Raw genomic sequence first — 17,284 nt, forward strand, 5'->3', positions numbered from 1 at the left:
ATGAGTAGTCCATAATAACATTTGCCGGCCGGTAATTCCACACAAATGGGGTAATGCGAATGTTAATCGATCAAAGACGTAGTACCTTGGCACTCCTTGCGTTAGCGATAAGCGCCTTTGCCATTGGAACAACAGAGTTCATCAGCGTCGGGCTGCTGCCCCTCATTGCTGATGACTTACAAATATCCGTAACAACTGCAGGACTAACTGTCACTTTATATGCTTTGGGCGTAACGATTGGCGCGCCGATTCTCACGTCCCTGACCTCACGGATCTCCCGCAAAACCTTGCTGCTCATCATTATGCTCGTGTTCATTGCAGGAAACAGCTTAGCCGCTGCATCACATGGGGTTGTCGTGCTGCTGATTGCCCGCATCATTTCTTCCCTCGCGCATGGGGTGTTCATGTCGATTGGATCAACCATCGCCGCCGATCTCGTCCCTGAGAACCGCAGAGCCAGCGCGATCGCGATCATGTTCTCCGGGCTGACAGTAGCCACGGTTACAGGCGTTCCGCTGGGCACATTGATAGGCCAACAGTTTGGTTGGCGGGTTGCTTTCATGCTGATCGTTGCCATCGGTATCGTGGCTCTGATCTCCAACCTGATTCTGGTCCCGTCATCCGGTTTAAATAAAGGGATTCGCACTCCATTTCGCGATCAGGTGAAACTGATTACGAACGGGCGGCTCCTGCTCGCCTTTTCCATTACTGCAATTGGGTACGGGGGTACTTTTGTTGTCTTTACTTATTTATCCCCGCTGCTGCACGACATAACCGGATTCAAGGAGAAAACCGTAGCCATCATTCTTCTGGTATACGGAATCGCCATCGCGATTGGCAATATCATAGGTGGAAAAGCAGCAAATCGCAAACCGATTCATGCCCTGTTCTACATGTTCGCTCTGCAAGCTATTGTGCTTTTCGTGCTTACCTTTACGGCGCCTTTCAAAATTGCAGGATTAATTACCATACTGCTCATGGGTTTACTGGCTTTCATGAACGTTCCCGGCTTGCAGGTTTATGTTGTAATGCTGGCTGAACGCTACGCGCCCAAAGCCAAGGATGTCGCTTCTGCTTTTAATATCGCGGCATTCAATGCAGGTATTGCTATTGGAGCTTACCTAGGCGGTATCGTGACTGATACGCTTGGGCTTATTCATACCGCTTGGGTAGGCGGAGCGATGGTGCTTCTGGCTGTCATTTTATCCGGTTGGGCTAAGCATTTAGACAAAAAAGAAACAGTTGCGCATTAAATCATACAATTTGGAGGAGTTACTATGACAACACATTTACAAGCAACAACAACCCTTGCTAACGGGATTCAAATGCCTTGGTTCGGCCTGGGCGTATTCAAAGTAGAAGAAGGCGCTGAGCTCATCGAAGCGGTCAAAGCGGCTGTCAGGAATGGCTATCGCAGTCTTGATACAGCGGCCATTTATAACAATGAAACGAGCGTAGGCCAAGGCATACGTGAAGCCCTGTTGGAGACCAAATTGACTAGAGAAGATCTTTTTGTTACTTCAAAAGTATGGAATGCCGACCTCGGATATGAGGCCACAATAGCTGCCTACGAGACCAGTCTCAAGAAGCTAGGACTGGATTATCTTGACTTATATCTCATTCATTGGCCTGTAAAAGGGAAATATAAAGAAGCGTGGCGCGCCCTGGAAACTCTGTACAAAGAGGGCCGTGTGAAGGCGATTGGCGTAAGTAATTTCCAAGTTCATCATCTGGAAGATGTGCTCGCTGATGCCGAAATCAAACCGATGGTGAATCAAGTCGAATATCATCCGCTGCTGAATCAAAAAGCGGTTCGCGAGTTCTGTCAAAGATCCGGCATTCAGCTTGAAGCATGGTCCCCTTTGATGCAGGGTCAGTTGCTGGATAATGATGTGTTGAAAGCCATTGCTGATCAGCATGGGAAATCTGTCGCCCAAATCATTCTGCGCTGGGACCTACAGAACGGTGTCGTCACGATTCCCAAATCAACCAAAGAACATCGCATTATTGAGAATGCCAACGTATTCGACTTCACTCTGACCGATGCGGATATGGCCCTGATTAATGGGTTGAATCTGGATCAACGTGTAGGCCCCGACCCGGACAACTTTGACTTCTAAAAGGTTGAAATAAGACGCTATTCCTTTCGCATGCGAGAGAAATAGCGTCTTTTTTGGCGGAATATTTTAGTCGCAATTGGTACAAAGTACTGTTAGCTAATTATGGAAGGATGAAGGGAACGACTATGGACACAGAAAACCAAGATATGACTTTAACGAATCGACAGGGACATCCCATTACGGATAATCAAAACATTCGCACCGTAGGAAACAGCGGTCCTTCGACGCTTGAGAATTATCATTATATTGAGAAAATATCGCATTTTGACCGGGAACGGATTCCCGAACGGGTCGTGCATGCGCGTGGTGCCGGGGCTCATGGTTACTTCGAGGCTTATGGCAAAGTCGGCACGGAAGCTGTCTCCACTTATACGCGTGCTAAGCTGTTTCAAGAGCCAGGCAAGCGCACGCCCGTCTTTGTCCGCTTCTCCACGGTCGTTCACGGTGGTCACTCGCCCGAAACGCTGCGGGACCCGCGCGGCTTCGCCACCAAATTCTATACCGAAGATGGCAATTGGGACTTAGTTGGCAATAATCTGAAAATCTTCTTCATCCGCGACCCGCTGAAATTCCCTGACATGGTCCATGCATTTAAGCCCGATCCTGTCACGAACCTGCAGAACCCGGAGCGAATGTTCGATTTTGTCTCCAATACACCGGAAGCTACGCATATGATTACTTTCCTCTTCTCCCCTTGGGGCATTCCCGCCAATTATCGGCAAATGCAAGGTTCCGGTGTCAATACCTACAAGTGGCTGAATCAGGCAGGCAACGCCGTTCTCGTCAAATATCACTGGGAGCCGATCAAGCACGCGATTAAGAACCTGACACAGCAAGAAGCTGAAGCTATTCAGGCCAAAAATACCAGAACTACTTCGCTGAGGTAGAGCAGGCCGCTTTTGGCACAGGTGTGTTAGTGGATGGTCTGGATTTCTCTGACGACAAGCTGCTGCAAGGGCGAACCTTCTCTTACTCCGATACCCAGCGTCATCGTGTAGGAACGAACTACCTCCAACTGCCAATCAATGCGCCTAAGAAGCGTGTAGCTACAAACCAGCGCGATGGGCAGATGGCATTTATCGTAGACCGCGCACCTGAGCAGAATCCGCACGTCAATTACGAGCCCTCTTCGCTCGGCGGTTTGAAGGAAGCTGCACCCTCCGGTCAAGAGCATCAGCCCGCCTATAAGGCCAAGCTGGTTCGCGAACAAATCAGCCGTACCAATGACTTCAAGCAAGCAGGCGATACATATCGGAAATTCGCAGATCACGAACGCGACGAATTGATTCACAATTTGGTCGATGCGCTGAACATATGTGCTCCTGTCATTCAGGCAAAAATGATTGAGCATTTCACGAACGCTGATGCGGAGTATGGTCGCCGGGTTTCCGAAGGCCTCGCACAGGCCAAAAGCCAGATGGCGCCTATCAGTTCGGCTGCAGCTGCTGAGGGTGAAGCCCTTGCGGAACAATCCGGGCAGCGGACAGACGGCTATTAGAGATTGATTTTAGATCGAGGCTGCTCTATATTGTAATTAAACAACTAATTATTTGGTTACATAAACAATATGGAGACATTTGATATGGAATCTGCCAGTACTACTCAGCTAGAGAACCAAGTTCACCAACAATTAAGAGATTGCAGCCAAATTTTTCTCGCTTTGGCCGATCCGGTCCGGCAGGACATCATCATGCTGCTGACCAAACATGAAACACTGAATGTTGCACAGATCGTAGAACGCTCACCGATGTCCAGATCAGCCATCTCTCACCATCTCAAAATTTTGCGGCAAGCCCATTTAATTACCTCCAACAAAGTAGCCACAGAGATTTACTATAGCTTGGATATTGAAGGACCTGTGCTGCAGCTGAAAGCTTTTATAGAAACGACCGAAAAAATCATCAACATGAAGACTCTTGAGGCTGAGTAAGCCTCGTTCCCCCTCTATAATAACCATATAACTAATTATTTAATTTATTGGTTACAAACAATAGTGATGGAGGTTACTTGAGGTTACTTAATATGCAAACAGTCCTGATTACTGGAGCGTCGAGCGGTATTGGCAGAGCTTAAAGCAAATCAGCAATCAGTACATCTAACCCCAATTACTTCAACACCCTAGTGTTTCTACATGCATAGGTCTAAAGATACATTATATTAGGTAATTATACCTTTTATTTCTATTATATTGAAACTTTTTCCTGTAACTTGTTGTATATGTATTTACTTACTATTATCTGGAAGGTAAATAATCATTATTTAGAGATTTACAGATTGAATGAAGTTTATTTAATATTTTTGAAAGTTATAAATTACATAAATTATAATATTTGTATATTTTTTCTATATATGATATGTTATACCACGTGATTAGTTGGAATATTTTTACAACACTATATTTTGAAAGGTGGAATTGAAAATGAAAAAGATTAAAGCAACAGCTCTTATTACATCCGCATTGGTATTGGGAACGGCATTAGCATCTGTATCAGCATCTGCTGCAACATTATCAGATTCTAAAAATGGCGCATCATATTTCACTAGTGCATGGGCACTTGAAAAACAAGTTCCTGGTACTACACCCGGGAAAATGTATTACGGATTTAACAAATTCGCGATTGATGAAGATTTTACTCATACAATTCATGACGCTAACGGCCATACTGCCATAGTTACTAGAGGGGCAAGCAACTCTAGCTCTGCAGCTGGAAATGCAGGGAAATGGGCTAAAATCGAAGTTACGCATAATAATGTTTCTGTTCAATATTCAATGATCTATTAATATTCAATAAAGTTATTAAGCACTGTATTAATTCCAACTAATCTATATTGTCCAAATGTATACAGAGCAACTTATGCTGCTTCTGTATACATTTGTATTTTAAGTAATTTCAAATTAGGGAGAGGAAGATGATTGAAAAAAATAAAGTTTGTTATTAGTTTCATCATGATGTTAATTGGTTTTATTATTACCGGTGAAAGCTATCAATTGTATTTAGATAATTTTGAAACAGCAAATTATAGCACTACGCTATTTCTGAACGGATCTCCTAACAATACAAAGCAAAGTATGGTCAATGACATAACAAGAGCTGCCGAAGACAATCAAGTGAAAGTCTTTACCGTCGTATCAGATGTGAAAAGTATGCTATTAAGTGAACGTCGTATTTATGGGACCAAGGATACAGCGGAGTATATCAAGAAGAATTTTCAAATTTCCGAGAAAAGTTATCCTAGTTTAATATCAGGTACAAAGAATATTCTTTTCTATGAATTTGAAGACATTGTACATAATGAAGATATCGGAAGCATTTCTCAATATTATATCATTGGGGATGTAGATGATATTTTTGGTTTTAAAGATAGCTTGAATGGTATATATGCGGGGAATTTCCCTCAAAAGGGCTATGATAGTTCTGGAAAGCTAAATATCTTGTTTATCTGGCTTCTTATTTCAATTGTAATGTTGTTCCTATCCTATTATGATGTTATTTTACAAAAAAAGGAGAATTTCATCCGTATATCTTTAGGAGAAAGAACGAGTTCCATTATTCTGCGCAATATAAGTTTGGATATTATTGTGTATTCAATTATTTTTTTGGTTATATTGTTTGCACTGCAAAACTATACAAACACTTTTTTTCACTTTCGGATTTCTGCCGGAATATTCTTAGCCATGTTGTTTTTCAATGCCATGTTATATAGCAATCTTTACTTCTACAATATAAAAGAGGCATTGGCAAATATTAAAAGTTCGAAAAAATTACTTGTTATGAATTATGGATTAAAAATAATAACGGTTACTATTGCCTTTACTATAATTTCCAGCAACATTGCTGTTATTTCCGAGGCCATACAATTTTATCAACAACGTTCTTTTTTCAATGAACGAGCTGATTATTATTATGTAGAAATGGCATATGGCCGAAGACCAGATCAGGATGAACAACAGTCCATTGAAACGCTTCATAAAGGATTTTTAGAAACTGAAACGTTTTATCGCAAGTTTTTCAAAAATTTTAATGCAATGCAACTAGTTACATCAGGTGTTTTGGAAAAAGATGTGATGCTAGCAAACTTAAATAGCTTAACATATTTGCAAGAACACATTGATGAACTCAGCAAAGCTAATCTGGAAAAGGAATTATATTTTATTTTACCGAGTCACATGAAAAACGATACGGAAAAAATTGGTGAGTTAAAAAGAAGTTTGGAACTAATTGAACAAAGTGAATTCCAATATGACTATGATATTATTTATTATGATGGCGATCCAAAGTTAATTTGTATAGATGAATTTTCATTAAACGGAAGCTTTTATATACAAAGTCCGATAATTATTTACAATAACGTGGATCAAAGTAAAAGAGTTGAATCGGCAGATGCAAGTGCCTTTCGTTTGGATTATGCCCATGATATCTTGTACAAACTCTCTCCCGGTGATGTAGCCAGTTATGCAGCTAATCATAGTACAGAAAATAGTAAGCTTTATTACAAATTAACAAATGCCCTTGAGAAATATAAATATAAATGGAGTATTATGAAACGAACGTTGTACTTGAATTTGATTTTAAGTATTTTAATATTATTTTTAGAAATTGTGATCATTAAGGCTATACTCCGTTTGGAATATGAAGTTAATGCGATAGAATTATGTTTAAAAAAAATATTAGGATATAATATTTGGCAAAAAAATAAAAAAATTTTACTTGTTACACTTATTCCTACGATTCTAGGTATGATCGGGGCAATGATTGTATGGATTTTTATAAACGGAAATATATTTAACTATCTTGTTTATGGCAGCATATTTATTTTTCTAATAGAACCCTTTATTATCTTAACTTACATACGGAAGCTTGAAAGAGCAAAAATAAGTATAATTTTAAAGGGAGGAAATTTATGATAGAGATAAATACAGTATCGAAGTCTTTTGAGGGTAACGTTATATTTTCTAACTTGGAGCTGAAAATTGATAATGGTGAGTTCGTTATTTTCTCTGGCGCTAGTGGATGCGGGAAAACTACTCTTCTTAATATGATTGGAGCTATTGAACCAATTGACAGCGGAGAAATTCTCGTTGATGGTCTCAATATCCATAAAAGAAAATACCAACTACAGTATTTTAAATATAAAATCGGTCTTCTTTTTCAGAACTTTGCACTCGTCGAGCATAAGACAGTGAAAGAAAATTTAAAACTTGTTCGTAAAGAAAGTCAATCTGGAGTTTCCATTGAACAGGCTTTGGAAATGGTTGGCATATCGGACAAGTTGAATAGTAAAGTGTATACATTGTCTGGAGGCGAACAACAGCGAGTTGCACTGGCAAGATTAATGGTAAAAAAGTGTAATATTATACTAGCAGATGAACCAACAGGATCACTTGACAAAAAGAATGCAGAGGCCGTGCTTGACATTATTAAGCAGCTGCACAACCAAGGGAAAACAATTATCATGGTCACCCATGACGAAGATATGAAAAAGAAAGGGGAACGGATCATCAACTTATGAAAACAATGTGGAGAAAAAGAAAAATTATGTTTGCCATAGGAATTGCTATTTTGATTTTTATTATTTGGAATTTATCATGGTTAGTTTTTGTGAATTTCAAGTACAAGCCTTATACCGAAACGGTACCAAAGGATAAATACGGTACTTATCATATAGTAGGTTCTGAAGGCTATAATTTTAATGTTAAAAAACCGGATTATTTAAGTTTAACTGGCAACTTGGGGTCTGTGGCTCCAGATGACATTTGCTCTTTAATAATTTGGCCAAAAGTGTTCGGGGGATATAAATATGGGCTGCGTATTCAAGACAATAGCGGTGGTTATGATATAATGGTGGATTCCAATGGGAATCCCATTCGACTGGATAGCCAAAGCAATGAAGAGTTTGAAAAAACAGTAGAAATTATTCAAAAAAATAAAGTGAGCATTCAAAAAATATTTGACAAGGTGAAAAGCCAGTGGGATTTAAGTTGAAGTTCCTCTTCTACAAATAAAAAACTTAATACCAACTTTATGAATCGATCTGCCCATTGACCGATTACAGAACACATCCGTATGCATTCAAAGAATTGTACGATTCAGGGTACTTTCTGGATAAAGCAACCCTCGCCTACTTCGCCGATCACTACCTGAATGATGATCACACGAACTCGCTAGTGCCGAATAGCTCCTTTTTACAAATATATGGTAATGAAAATATGCCGCAATTTATGAAAAAAAAGGCGGAATTCGAGTAGATACATCTACGGGAATTCTGCCCTTTACCTATTTGATAGCAATATAAATCTGCACTTGCGTATTCGTTGGGTCAAAATTGCGGGAATCATACAGCTCGTAATCACCCGTAAATGTCCTTACTTCCTCTGATTCCTGAAAATAGGCCCAAATACCGGCCCATGCTTGCCCAACAACCTCATAAACGGGTCCTTTTTCCGATGTAAATACGAGAAATTTGCTCTCCGGCACAAGCGCACTTGTGAAAGTAGGTTCTCCCTGCATCGTGCCTTCGGCAGTTTCGTGTCCGATAATAACTGTATACGCGCCTGTGGCATCACTTTCATAATCCGTGTAGAGCGCATAAATTAGGTTGCTATTATTTGTTGATAGTTGAGCAGCAATCTGACTTCCGAAATAGGATTCCCACAGCTGCGGGAGCCGCCCGTTCGGTCCCATTTCTTCTGCATTGGTCGTGCGAACACTAACACCTGTAAGTTGTATCGCTGGTTTATTGATCGTGTATGTTGTCATAAATCGGCCTCATCTCCTTGTAGTTAGACTCAGTATACAGGGGTAAACTGGACAGCTATCTGTCCAGTTTGGCGTAGCGTCCAATTATTTTATAAGCACGGCTTACTAATTCCTCGGCAACATGAGCAGGCTCTTCAACCGTGACTTGTTCGCCGTAACTGAGAAGCATGCCATAAAACCACTCGTCCTCCACGAATTGGCCTTTCACTTGTATAGTGCCATCCTCGCGTACCGTGATTTGGTCCGGATGAAAGGAATCGCCGACACGGTGCCGCACTTGATGCTCGAATGTAAGCACTGCATCCAGCTGCTTATGCTTTGACCACTCCGTATCCCAGGTATAGCTGTCTAGCGATGGTACTTGCCGAGGCACGAACGGCTGATCGAGCATCAGCAAATTCTGAATACGCGATAAGCGGAACACTCGAAATTCACTTCTCAGTGTGCAATAGGCCTGTAGGTACCAGAGATGGCCTTTGAGAATGAGAGCCGCGGGTTCAAGGACCCTTTCACTCTCAGTGCCATTCATATTTAAATAGGTGATGCTGACCCTTGTTGTCTTGGCGATGGCGAGCCTGAGTTGATTTACTTTCTCTCTTGCCGCAGGCCCTTGCCCCCAAGGGTTGAAATCGAAAACAATCCCAGGTCCCTTCTGCTCCATTTGCGCATGATCCGCTTTGCTGAGCAGCGCTTGTACCTTATCCAGCAGCGTACCTAGCATTCGATCATCCACGGCTGTGTGGATCCCTTTCACCGCAGCGACCATCGCATCTATTTCGCTCAAGGTCAGGAATTGCCTAGCCATTGCGTAAGGCTCCATGATCTCAAACCCGCCGGAGATTCCTTGATGCGCCACAATCGGAATGCCTGATTGATTTAAAGTCTCCATATCGCGATAAATCGTCTTCGTGGAAACCTCGAAGCGATCGGCCAGTTCCTTCGCGCTAACGCGTCCGCGATTCAGCAGCAGAACCGTCATCGCGAGCAAGCGATCGATTTTCATTTATTCCTTCATCTGCAGCAAGGCTGCGTCCATAACCCGAATTACTTTATCGCACCAACTGTTGAATTCAGGGTCCTCTTTCTGCAATTCAGGATGAGCGAGGATGTTGGCAATCGCCATCTGAATGCCTTGGTCGAAGCGCGTTGTAGCCGTGAAGTCAGGCACAAGCCTTTTCAGCTTCGCATTATCAAAAACGACGGAATTAGCCTTGTCGCCCAGCAATCCACCTCTATAATCCTGTGGGCTGCATGCCGCCAGGAAGTCCGATGACACATGTACAGCCTTCAGCTCGACACCGAGAGCATCCGCGATGGCCTCATAAATTTGATTCCAGGTCAACGTCTCATCGGAAGTAATATGAACCGACTCTCCAATTGCATGAAGATTGCCCATGAGTCCAATAAAACCTTTGGCAAAGTCGGTATTATGCGTCATGGTCCACAGCGAGGTTCCGTCTCCATGAATGATCACCGGCTTATTAGCCAGCATCCGCTTCGCGACCTGCCAGCTTCCGTTACTGCCGTGCACGCCAAGTGGAATCGATCGATCATCATAGGTATGACTCGGCCTTACGATCGTAATCGGGAAGCCGTGTTCGCGATATTGCTTGATTAAATAGTCTTCACAGGCGATTTTATTTCTGGAATAGGCCCAATACGGGTTGGATAATGGCGTTCCCTCCGTAATCCGATAATCAGACAAAGGCGTTTGATAGGCGGAAGCGGAGCTTATGAATAGAAATTGTTTCGTTTTATCTTTAAATAACCGATAATCCCGCTCCAACTGCGCAGGTTCATAAGCGATGAAGTCAGCCACAACATCAAACTTCAAATCAAGGATTAAACTAGCTACCTTTGCTTCATCATTAATATCCGCTTGAAGAATCTTAGCACCTGCCGGTAAATCCACATTCCTCGTACCTCGGTTCAGGAGATACAACTCGCATCCTTGTTCTACTAATTGTCTGGTAATGGCCGAGCTAATGGTCCCTGTTCCTCCAATAAATAGCGCTTTCATCATCCACCTCCGTCACATGTAGCTTAACCATAGCATGTGTCCTTGCGGATGACAACTTGGACAGACGGGAGAAATCAGCTTTGCAGCGCTCTAAAATAGCGATAAATCCGATCCAACTTCGCTGCCTGTTTCCCCTTGGGACTTTCCATGTTGCCAAACTCGAAAAACTTTACTTTTTTGATCCCGACATAATTAAATAAGGCTTTCCTCATCAGTACTTTATGCGCATTATTCAGCCAGTACAGCGGGTATAAGGCAGGTCCCTTCATGGTGGAAATGCAGACGACGGATCTCCCCTTGAGGAGCCCTTCCGGCAGGAGTCCGCCCTTATCCCGGTATGCGAAGCCCGAAGCAAACATTTGGTCGATGTAGCCCAAAAGCATAGCCGGGGGACGTCCCCACCAGATCGGGTAGACCAGCACTATTTTATCAGCCCACAGAAGTTGAGTACGATATTCGGCGAGTCTCGGATCGGCATGCATATCCCTTCTGCGTTTCTCTTTGTTAAAAACCAGGATCGGATCAAACTGCTCCTCATATAAATCCAGCACTTTTACTTCTTCTATATGAGGATTCTCACTGCTTCCCTGAATGACTTTCTGCAAAAAAGCATAGCTTAAACTTTGATGATTCGGATGTGTATAAATAATTAACGTTTTCATGGGACGATGCGCACCTCTTTACTTATCATTTGATAACAAAATCCTAACACGTTCCTTTTTAGTTGTCAAATGATAATTGTTTTTTGATAATAAATTTGATATCGTGGAGGTGAGGTGATCTCGTTGGACCAAAAGACAATTTTCTATAAATTTGTTTCCTTTATCGCAGCTGTCCATGAAGTTAAGCATGAATTCACCAAAGACGTTAAGCTGGATGAAATTACACCTGTTCAATATGCCATTCTTGAATATCTGGCGGTAAGCCAGCCTGTTACTTTAAGCCAAATCAGCGACTGTATGCATATGTCCATGCCGAATACGAGCCGTGAACTCAAGAAACTAACCGAGAAACACCTGTGCGAAAAGACGGCGGATCCGGGTGATCAGCGCAAGCAGTTCATTCGTCTTTCAGACAACGGGCAAGCTACGATGGATGCAGCCTTCAAAGGATTGGAAGCCCGCTTCTTGCAGCGGGTTCAACATGCGTCCGCGGAGGATCTGGCAGCCATTGAGCATGCGCTGGATGTGCTTTCCGCGAATGTATTTTATCCGCCTAAAGCGTAGAGGAGGGTCCTAACGAACCCAACAACCTTTATTTGATCAAAATGGGGCATCTGAAAAATCTAATGAATCCCCGACGCGTTATCTCAAGCAAACGGTCACCATGACGCCTACAAACTGCTCGATAACGCTAACTCAGTTCATAAGATCGCCAAAGTAGCCATTTTCTCGTCTATAAGCATCATCCAGTTCATTAGAGGTGGCAGATTGATTGTGCAAGGGCGGCAACGGGGCTCAGCAGCTCGGACGCTATAAGTAAAGGAGCTAAGCGTGTACAAGCCGCTTAGCTCCTTATTCATTTCAACCAAACTGTCCCAAAAATCCATTTTGTCACTGGGACAGCCTCTTTTTCAGTTGGCTGCCCCGTATGCTAGTTGATAAACTTCGCATATTGCAGCAATCTTTTGAGCATAACAGCAGCTTGAGCACGACTAGCATTAGCCGAAGCTACGAACGTCGTGTCCGTCATCCCCGAGATAATCCCGGCTTTCACAGACTGCGAAACCGAGGCTTTCGCCCAATCGCTGATTTGCGAGTTGTCGGTAAACTTGTTTAACAGCTCCGGTTGGCTATCCACGGTTAGGCCAGCAGCGCTTAGCGCTTTGGCTACCATGACAGCCATTTGCTCACGGGTAATCTGTGCATTCGGTTGGAACGTGCCATCTTCATAGCCGCTTACCAGCTTACTCTTCACAGCCGCACCAATGGAACCGGCATACCAATCTGTTGCTTGGACGTCCTTGAACGAAGCCGCAGAGGCATCAGCGGTCAAAGCCAACGCACGCACCAGCAGTGTTGCAAACTCAGCACGCGTAATCGCATGGTCTGGAGCAAAGTCCGAATCGGTTGCACCGCTAACGACCAACTTGGAAGCTAGCAGTTCAATGTCGGATTTGGCCCAATGGCTTTTAACATCATTGAACGTTTTGCTGGATGTAACAACACCATAGATGCTGTTACCATTCCTTTTAATCGTTACTTGTTGTTTGCCTTCCGCATTTTCCCCGAACACACTTGGTACGAAGGAAATTTCTTGTTCGGTTGGATCATAGAGGACACCTGTGGACGTCTTAGGATCTACAGTACCTGTATAGCTGATGCTGCGATTCACATAATTCGTTCCGAAATCCTTCAACTCTTTGGTTTGGCCATTTCCTTCGGCAACGATGCTGAAATCAACAGAGTGGCCCAGGCTGGACGCTCCTTTTTTACCGGCACTCTCTTGAATTTGCTTCTCAAGATCATTGCCAGCAACGCTAATATTCACATGAAACGTTACTTTGGAGCTGTCTGTCCCTAGCGAACGTGCAATTTCATCAAAATTCAGCACATTAAGGGGTAAGAAGTACGACTCCTTATCGGAATAGATGCGAATTACAGCATTTGAATTCTTCATGCCTTCGATCAAAACTGAGGCGGGAAGGGAAACATTGGTAGTGCCATTAGCATCGATATTGCCTATTTTAATCCCAATAATAGGTGTTTGTTCTGGCTTGCCTTGCTCTTTGAGCTGAACGAAAGCATCGCTCAGAAATTTATTGTCAATGGAGACAGCCGTTGTCACTTTGCCATCTGGGCCTGTCACTTTGTTGGAAGTGATGGCGCTAGCATGGATTTGGACGTTGGCTGGGGTCACGGTGTTGGCGGCTTGACCGCCGCCTCCGCCACCACCAATACTGCCGCCTCCGGCTCCGGCTGGTGCTTTAACAACAAGATCCTTAGACGCTACTGTATCGGCTTGTCCAGTGACTACTTGATACGTTCCGGGTAACTCACTGCTTCCCAAAACAAACGTATCCGAGAACTTCCCATTGGTAACTTTTACAATATCAAAAAATAGGATGCCGCCCGTTGGTCTAATAACCTTGATAATAACCTCGGAGTTTGTGGAAGTCCCCGTAATCGTTACGGTTCCACCTGGACTAATAGTTGGGATATCCGACAGCACGATTGATGATTGTTCTGCGAATGCCCCAATAGGAGCTATGGTTAAACTCGTTAACGCTACAGATAAAGCGATTGTAAAAGTTAAAATAAGCTTTAGTGGTTTCACGTTTCATCCTCACTTTCTGCTTTGTTTGAACTGCCCGCAAGGGGCAATTCAAACAGGAAATTATTTGCTAATCTATATTCTGGATATAATCATACTCTGCTTCTGTAATCTGAGTAGCAAGGTTAACCCCAACCGATAATGGGCTATTGCTATATTCACTTACAACAAAGGCCTTAACCGTATAGGCTGAATTTGTCTTCGCATCCGCCATATTAAAGTTTGCTGTAAATGTCCCTCTGGCGAATTGCTCCGATTCTGCAGCAACAATACTTACTGGAGTTTGACCATTCATGAGCTGGAAAATCACATTTAAATGACCATAAGATCGATTGCTGGCAATTTTAACTTTCGCCGTAATACCGTCCTCTGTATCGATAGTCACTGGGGTGATATAGTAGGAATCCTTGCTTTGAACAGCTCTAATATCATTTGTAGAACTTGAATTAAAACCATTTGCATAAATTTCAACCTTGTAATACAGATCTTCCTCAAATACACCTTGATTGATCGTAACTTTACCTTTCCCTACCGTGTATTCAGCCGACGATAAAGTTCTTTCGTTCCAATCGTATGGCCAGATATACGTTCTCTCCTTTACAACAACCTTCTCAATTTTGCTTCTCCAAGATTCATTGTCTTCAAAGGTAAGAACACTAGGGGCATCGCTAAAAAACGATCCTAATAAATACGGAGCATACAAATCTGTACGAATATTGCCCGATAATACGGTTGTCGTTAAAATATTTCCCGATGTATCCTTGAGCGCATTCGCTGCTATTTTAATTTGCAACTTCCCTTGAATAAGATTATAAAAATAGACGTGAACATACCTGCCATTGATTGCGACGGAATCCTTAGCTTGAAGAGCCGAGAACGTTGCGCCATTATCAGTTGAATACATGACTGCCTCTTTGAGATGAGATCCTGCAGCATCTTTCGTATTATCTACTAGGCTGCTGTAGTTACTGGAGTTTTGAATATTGAAATATAAGGCAGCAGTATGACTTGTTATTAAATTGGCACTTGAAAATGTAGGAGGATAAAAATCATTAGGTACTAATGCCTCTGTAAGAATAGACTCCGCCAAAACATGCTGAGCGCTGTCTTTAAGTGTATTCGCTGAGATATGAACTTTTGTATTTCTATCCACAAGTGGGGTGGAGAAATGAATCACCATTTTCTTGTCAATAAAAGTAATCGTGGTAGAGGCGTCAATGGATTTTTCAACTCCACCAATGGACAATTTAACGGCTGATTGAAGATCTTCCAATGATGTTAGGTTGCTTGTAATATTTTTATCAAAAAATAGGGTCCAATCCTTATTTCCGTTATCGATTGTCGAATTCAAATATTGGGCTGAAACCACTGATGCAGTAAGAAATTGGGTGACTAAGCCTGAGCGCTGAATATTACCATGAACATCTTTTAAAACATTGGGGTCAATAGCAATTTTATTTTTTGCTCCATTTAAAGCTGTGTGCAAGGTCACCATTAGTTGCTTATCGGATAATTGAACGCTATCCTGCCCATCTAGGTTCTCAAATTCACCATTATCGCTTCTCTCTATGAAAACAAAATTAGCTAAAGAGTTGCATGCACGATACCAAACACATGAATTCATGCTGTTATCATAAAGCTTTTTATCATAAGTTAACGTAATAATTTTGCCATCCGCGCTGACTTCTGCTTTTTGAAAATTAGGTGCAGTAATGTCGCTTACCACAATGGAACTTCTCTCATCATCAACTGTCAATATTTCGCCAGACGGAATACCAATACTAGTTTTTAAGGCATTGGCTGCTATTTTAATCGTATAAGTCCCCGGTGTCAGGGCTGGAAAGAAGTGTATTCCTAATCCTCTATCTTGTGATCTAAATACAGGCTCATTGCTTCCCACCGCGACCTTATCGTTGGCACCAAGCGCTTGAAAAGCTCCATTATCCTTAGAGATAGTGACTGCTGCTTTTAATGCATCTTCACTTAACGTAGTTCCAAAATCTTGATTAAAATATAAAGTTAAATCCGAGTTATCGTACAATCTATTATAAGTATAAGCCAGGGCGTTTAGGTTTAAGTCCGCATACAGTTCCTCATTTACATTCCCGTTCACACCTTTTATCGCGCCACTTTGTACTTGAATGGCTTGATACCCGCTCCGTGCGGAAGCAAATGTAATCACCATTTGATTGCCACTTATAGAAATTTGGTCATTAGCACTTAATGGAATAAACTCCGAGTCATCGTAAATAGGCTGAATATTTACAAACTTATGCAGATCAACTGGATAGGTTTGGGTGTTCTCAACGTATGTAGCTGTTTGCACCGTCGTATTAAAAGTTAGAGTCACAACTTTAAAATCGTTGCTAATAGATTTACTTTCTATTTCTGGTGCACTCAAATCATTAGCAATAATCGGACTAGTGACTTGATCAATTGCTAATGTGTTGCTATTATCCTGCTCTGCTACGGCACCTGCTTTAATTCGAATTAGGTTATTATCACCTACAAGTGGGTTAGAAAAACAAAGGACTAGGGCGCCTGTATTAGATATGCGCACATAAGCTTGATTCGAATTTACCAAACTAGTAAATGCACCTTCATTTGTCCTTTTAATATCAATTAAAGATAAATAACCACTCAATAATTCAACTGGTTTATTAAATGTTAATGTAACATCCCGATTTTGGTTACTAACAACCGTACTTTGCAAAGTAATTGGTGTTGTCACTGCTTGTATCGCATGCGCCGTAGTGGAAAAACTTGCGCTAAATGGCACAATAGCTATCGTTAAGGCTAACAGGAAAGCAACAATTCTTCCTGATATTGTTTTCTTGAATCCTTCGTTTTTCTTAAACATAGAACTTCTTCACTCCTATCAATTTTTATAATCGTTTACGTTTCTTGCTTTCCTATTCTTTGCCCCATTATTTTTACTCCATGTTATTTCCTCTCTTCCTATTTCTGCTAAATCTAAGTCTATCAGAGTCCAATGACGGCAAAATGACAAACTCCGACAGCATTAAGGCACATTTCATCTATTTGGCATAAATATGGTTCACATCCGAATAAAATGTACAATTACTGTCGAAATTTGTAGAAATCCCACTATC

The 17,284-nt window shown here is 42.1% G+C and carries 14 protein-coding genes and 1 pseudogene; 9 read left to right on the forward strand and 6 right to left on the reverse strand.

Annotation, left to right across the window (positions count from 1 at the left end; translation table 11 throughout):
- Positions 1 to 59: 59 nt before the first annotated feature.
- From LOZ80_RS30840 to LOZ80_RS30875, 8 genes and pseudogenes are all read left to right on the forward strand, one after another.
- Positions 60 to 1,253 (forward strand): MFS transporter, encoded by a 1,194-nt coding sequence (locus LOZ80_RS30840; protein ID WP_238168182.1) that lies wholly within the window; start codon positions 60 to 62, stop codon positions 1,251 to 1,253.
- Between the two features lie 24 nt (positions 1,254 to 1,277).
- A complete protein-coding gene (locus LOZ80_RS30845; protein ID WP_238168183.1) occupies positions 1,278 to 2,120 on the forward strand; it encodes an aldo/keto reductase in 843 nt (280 codons plus the stop codon).
- A gap of 110 nt (positions 2,121 to 2,230) precedes the next feature.
- Positions 2,231 to 3,618, forward strand: a pseudogene (locus LOZ80_RS30850) (catalase).
- An 84-nt stretch (positions 3,619 to 3,702) separates the two neighbouring features.
- On the forward strand, positions 3,703 to 4,050 hold the full coding sequence (locus LOZ80_RS30855) for an ArsR/SmtB family transcription factor (RefSeq protein WP_238168184.1): 348 nt from the start codon (positions 3,703 to 3,705) through the stop codon (positions 4,048 to 4,050).
- Between the two features lie 489 nt (positions 4,051 to 4,539).
- A complete protein-coding gene (locus LOZ80_RS30860) occupies positions 4,540 to 4,902 on the forward strand; it encodes a mediterrocin family bacteriocin (RefSeq protein ID WP_238168185.1) in 363 nt (120 codons plus the stop codon).
- 132 nt (positions 4,903 to 5,034) lie between these two features.
- Complete coding sequence (locus LOZ80_RS30865; protein WP_238168186.1) at positions 5,035 to 7,026, forward strand: hypothetical protein; 1,992 nt, start codon at positions 5,035 to 5,037, stop codon at positions 7,024 to 7,026.
- A complete protein-coding gene (locus tag LOZ80_RS30870; protein ID WP_238168187.1) occupies positions 7,023 to 7,631 on the forward strand; it encodes an ABC transporter ATP-binding protein in 609 nt (202 codons plus the stop codon). The genes LOZ80_RS30865 and LOZ80_RS30870 overlap by 4 nt, the downstream gene beginning before the upstream one ends.
- Positions 7,628 to 8,104 (forward strand): hypothetical protein, encoded by a 477-nt coding sequence (locus LOZ80_RS30875; RefSeq protein WP_238168188.1) that lies wholly within the window; start codon positions 7,628 to 7,630, stop codon positions 8,102 to 8,104. Before LOZ80_RS30870 ends, LOZ80_RS30875 begins: the two co-directional genes overlap by 4 nt.
- Positions 8,105 to 8,395: 291 nt before the next feature.
- Here LOZ80_RS30875 and LOZ80_RS30880 read toward each other — a convergent pair whose 3' ends face one another.
- From LOZ80_RS30880 to LOZ80_RS30895, 4 genes are all read right to left on the reverse strand, one after another.
- Positions 8,396 to 8,878, reverse strand: coding sequence for a GyrI-like domain-containing protein (locus tag LOZ80_RS30880; RefSeq protein ID WP_238168189.1), 483 nt, complete (start codon positions 8,876 to 8,878; stop codon positions 8,396 to 8,398).
- A 55-nt stretch (positions 8,879 to 8,933) separates the two neighbouring features.
- Entirely contained in the window at positions 8,934 to 9,881 is a 948-nt protein-coding gene (locus tag LOZ80_RS30885; RefSeq protein ID WP_238168190.1) for a helix-turn-helix transcriptional regulator, read from the reverse strand.
- Positions 9,882 to 10,898, reverse strand: a complete 1,017-nt coding sequence (locus LOZ80_RS30890; RefSeq protein ID WP_238173168.1) for an SDR family oxidoreductase — start codon at positions 10,896 to 10,898, stop codon at positions 9,882 to 9,884.
- A gap of 74 nt (positions 10,899 to 10,972) precedes the next feature.
- The gene (locus tag LOZ80_RS30895; RefSeq protein ID WP_238168191.1) at positions 10,973 to 11,560 is read right to left on the reverse strand and encodes an NAD(P)H-dependent oxidoreductase; all 588 of its coding nucleotides are present in this window, start codon (positions 11,558 to 11,560) and stop codon (positions 10,973 to 10,975) included.
- 123 nt (positions 11,561 to 11,683) lie between these two features.
- Between LOZ80_RS30895 and LOZ80_RS30900 the strand changes: the two genes are divergently transcribed.
- On the forward strand, positions 11,684 to 12,124 hold the full coding sequence (locus LOZ80_RS30900) for a MarR family winged helix-turn-helix transcriptional regulator (RefSeq protein WP_238168192.1): 441 nt from the start codon (positions 11,684 to 11,686) through the stop codon (positions 12,122 to 12,124).
- A 367-nt stretch (positions 12,125 to 12,491) separates the two neighbouring features.
- Here LOZ80_RS30900 and LOZ80_RS30905 read toward each other — a convergent pair whose 3' ends face one another.
- Positions 12,492 to 14,174: an S-layer homology domain-containing protein gene (locus tag LOZ80_RS30905; protein ID WP_238168193.1), complete on the reverse strand. Its 1,683-nt coding sequence runs from the start codon at positions 14,172 to 14,174 to the stop codon at positions 12,492 to 12,494.
- A 67-nt stretch (positions 14,175 to 14,241) separates the two neighbouring features.
- Complete coding sequence (locus LOZ80_RS30910; RefSeq protein WP_238168194.1) at positions 14,242 to 17,031, reverse strand: hemoblobin-interacting domain-containing protein; 2,790 nt, start codon at positions 17,029 to 17,031, stop codon at positions 14,242 to 14,244.
- Positions 17,032 to 17,284 lie beyond the last annotated feature (253 nt).

The organism is Paenibacillus sp. HWE-109 (assembly GCF_022163125.1).
In the GTDB taxonomy this organism is placed as follows: domain Bacteria; phylum Bacillota; class Bacilli; order Paenibacillales; family NBRC-103111; genus Paenibacillus_E.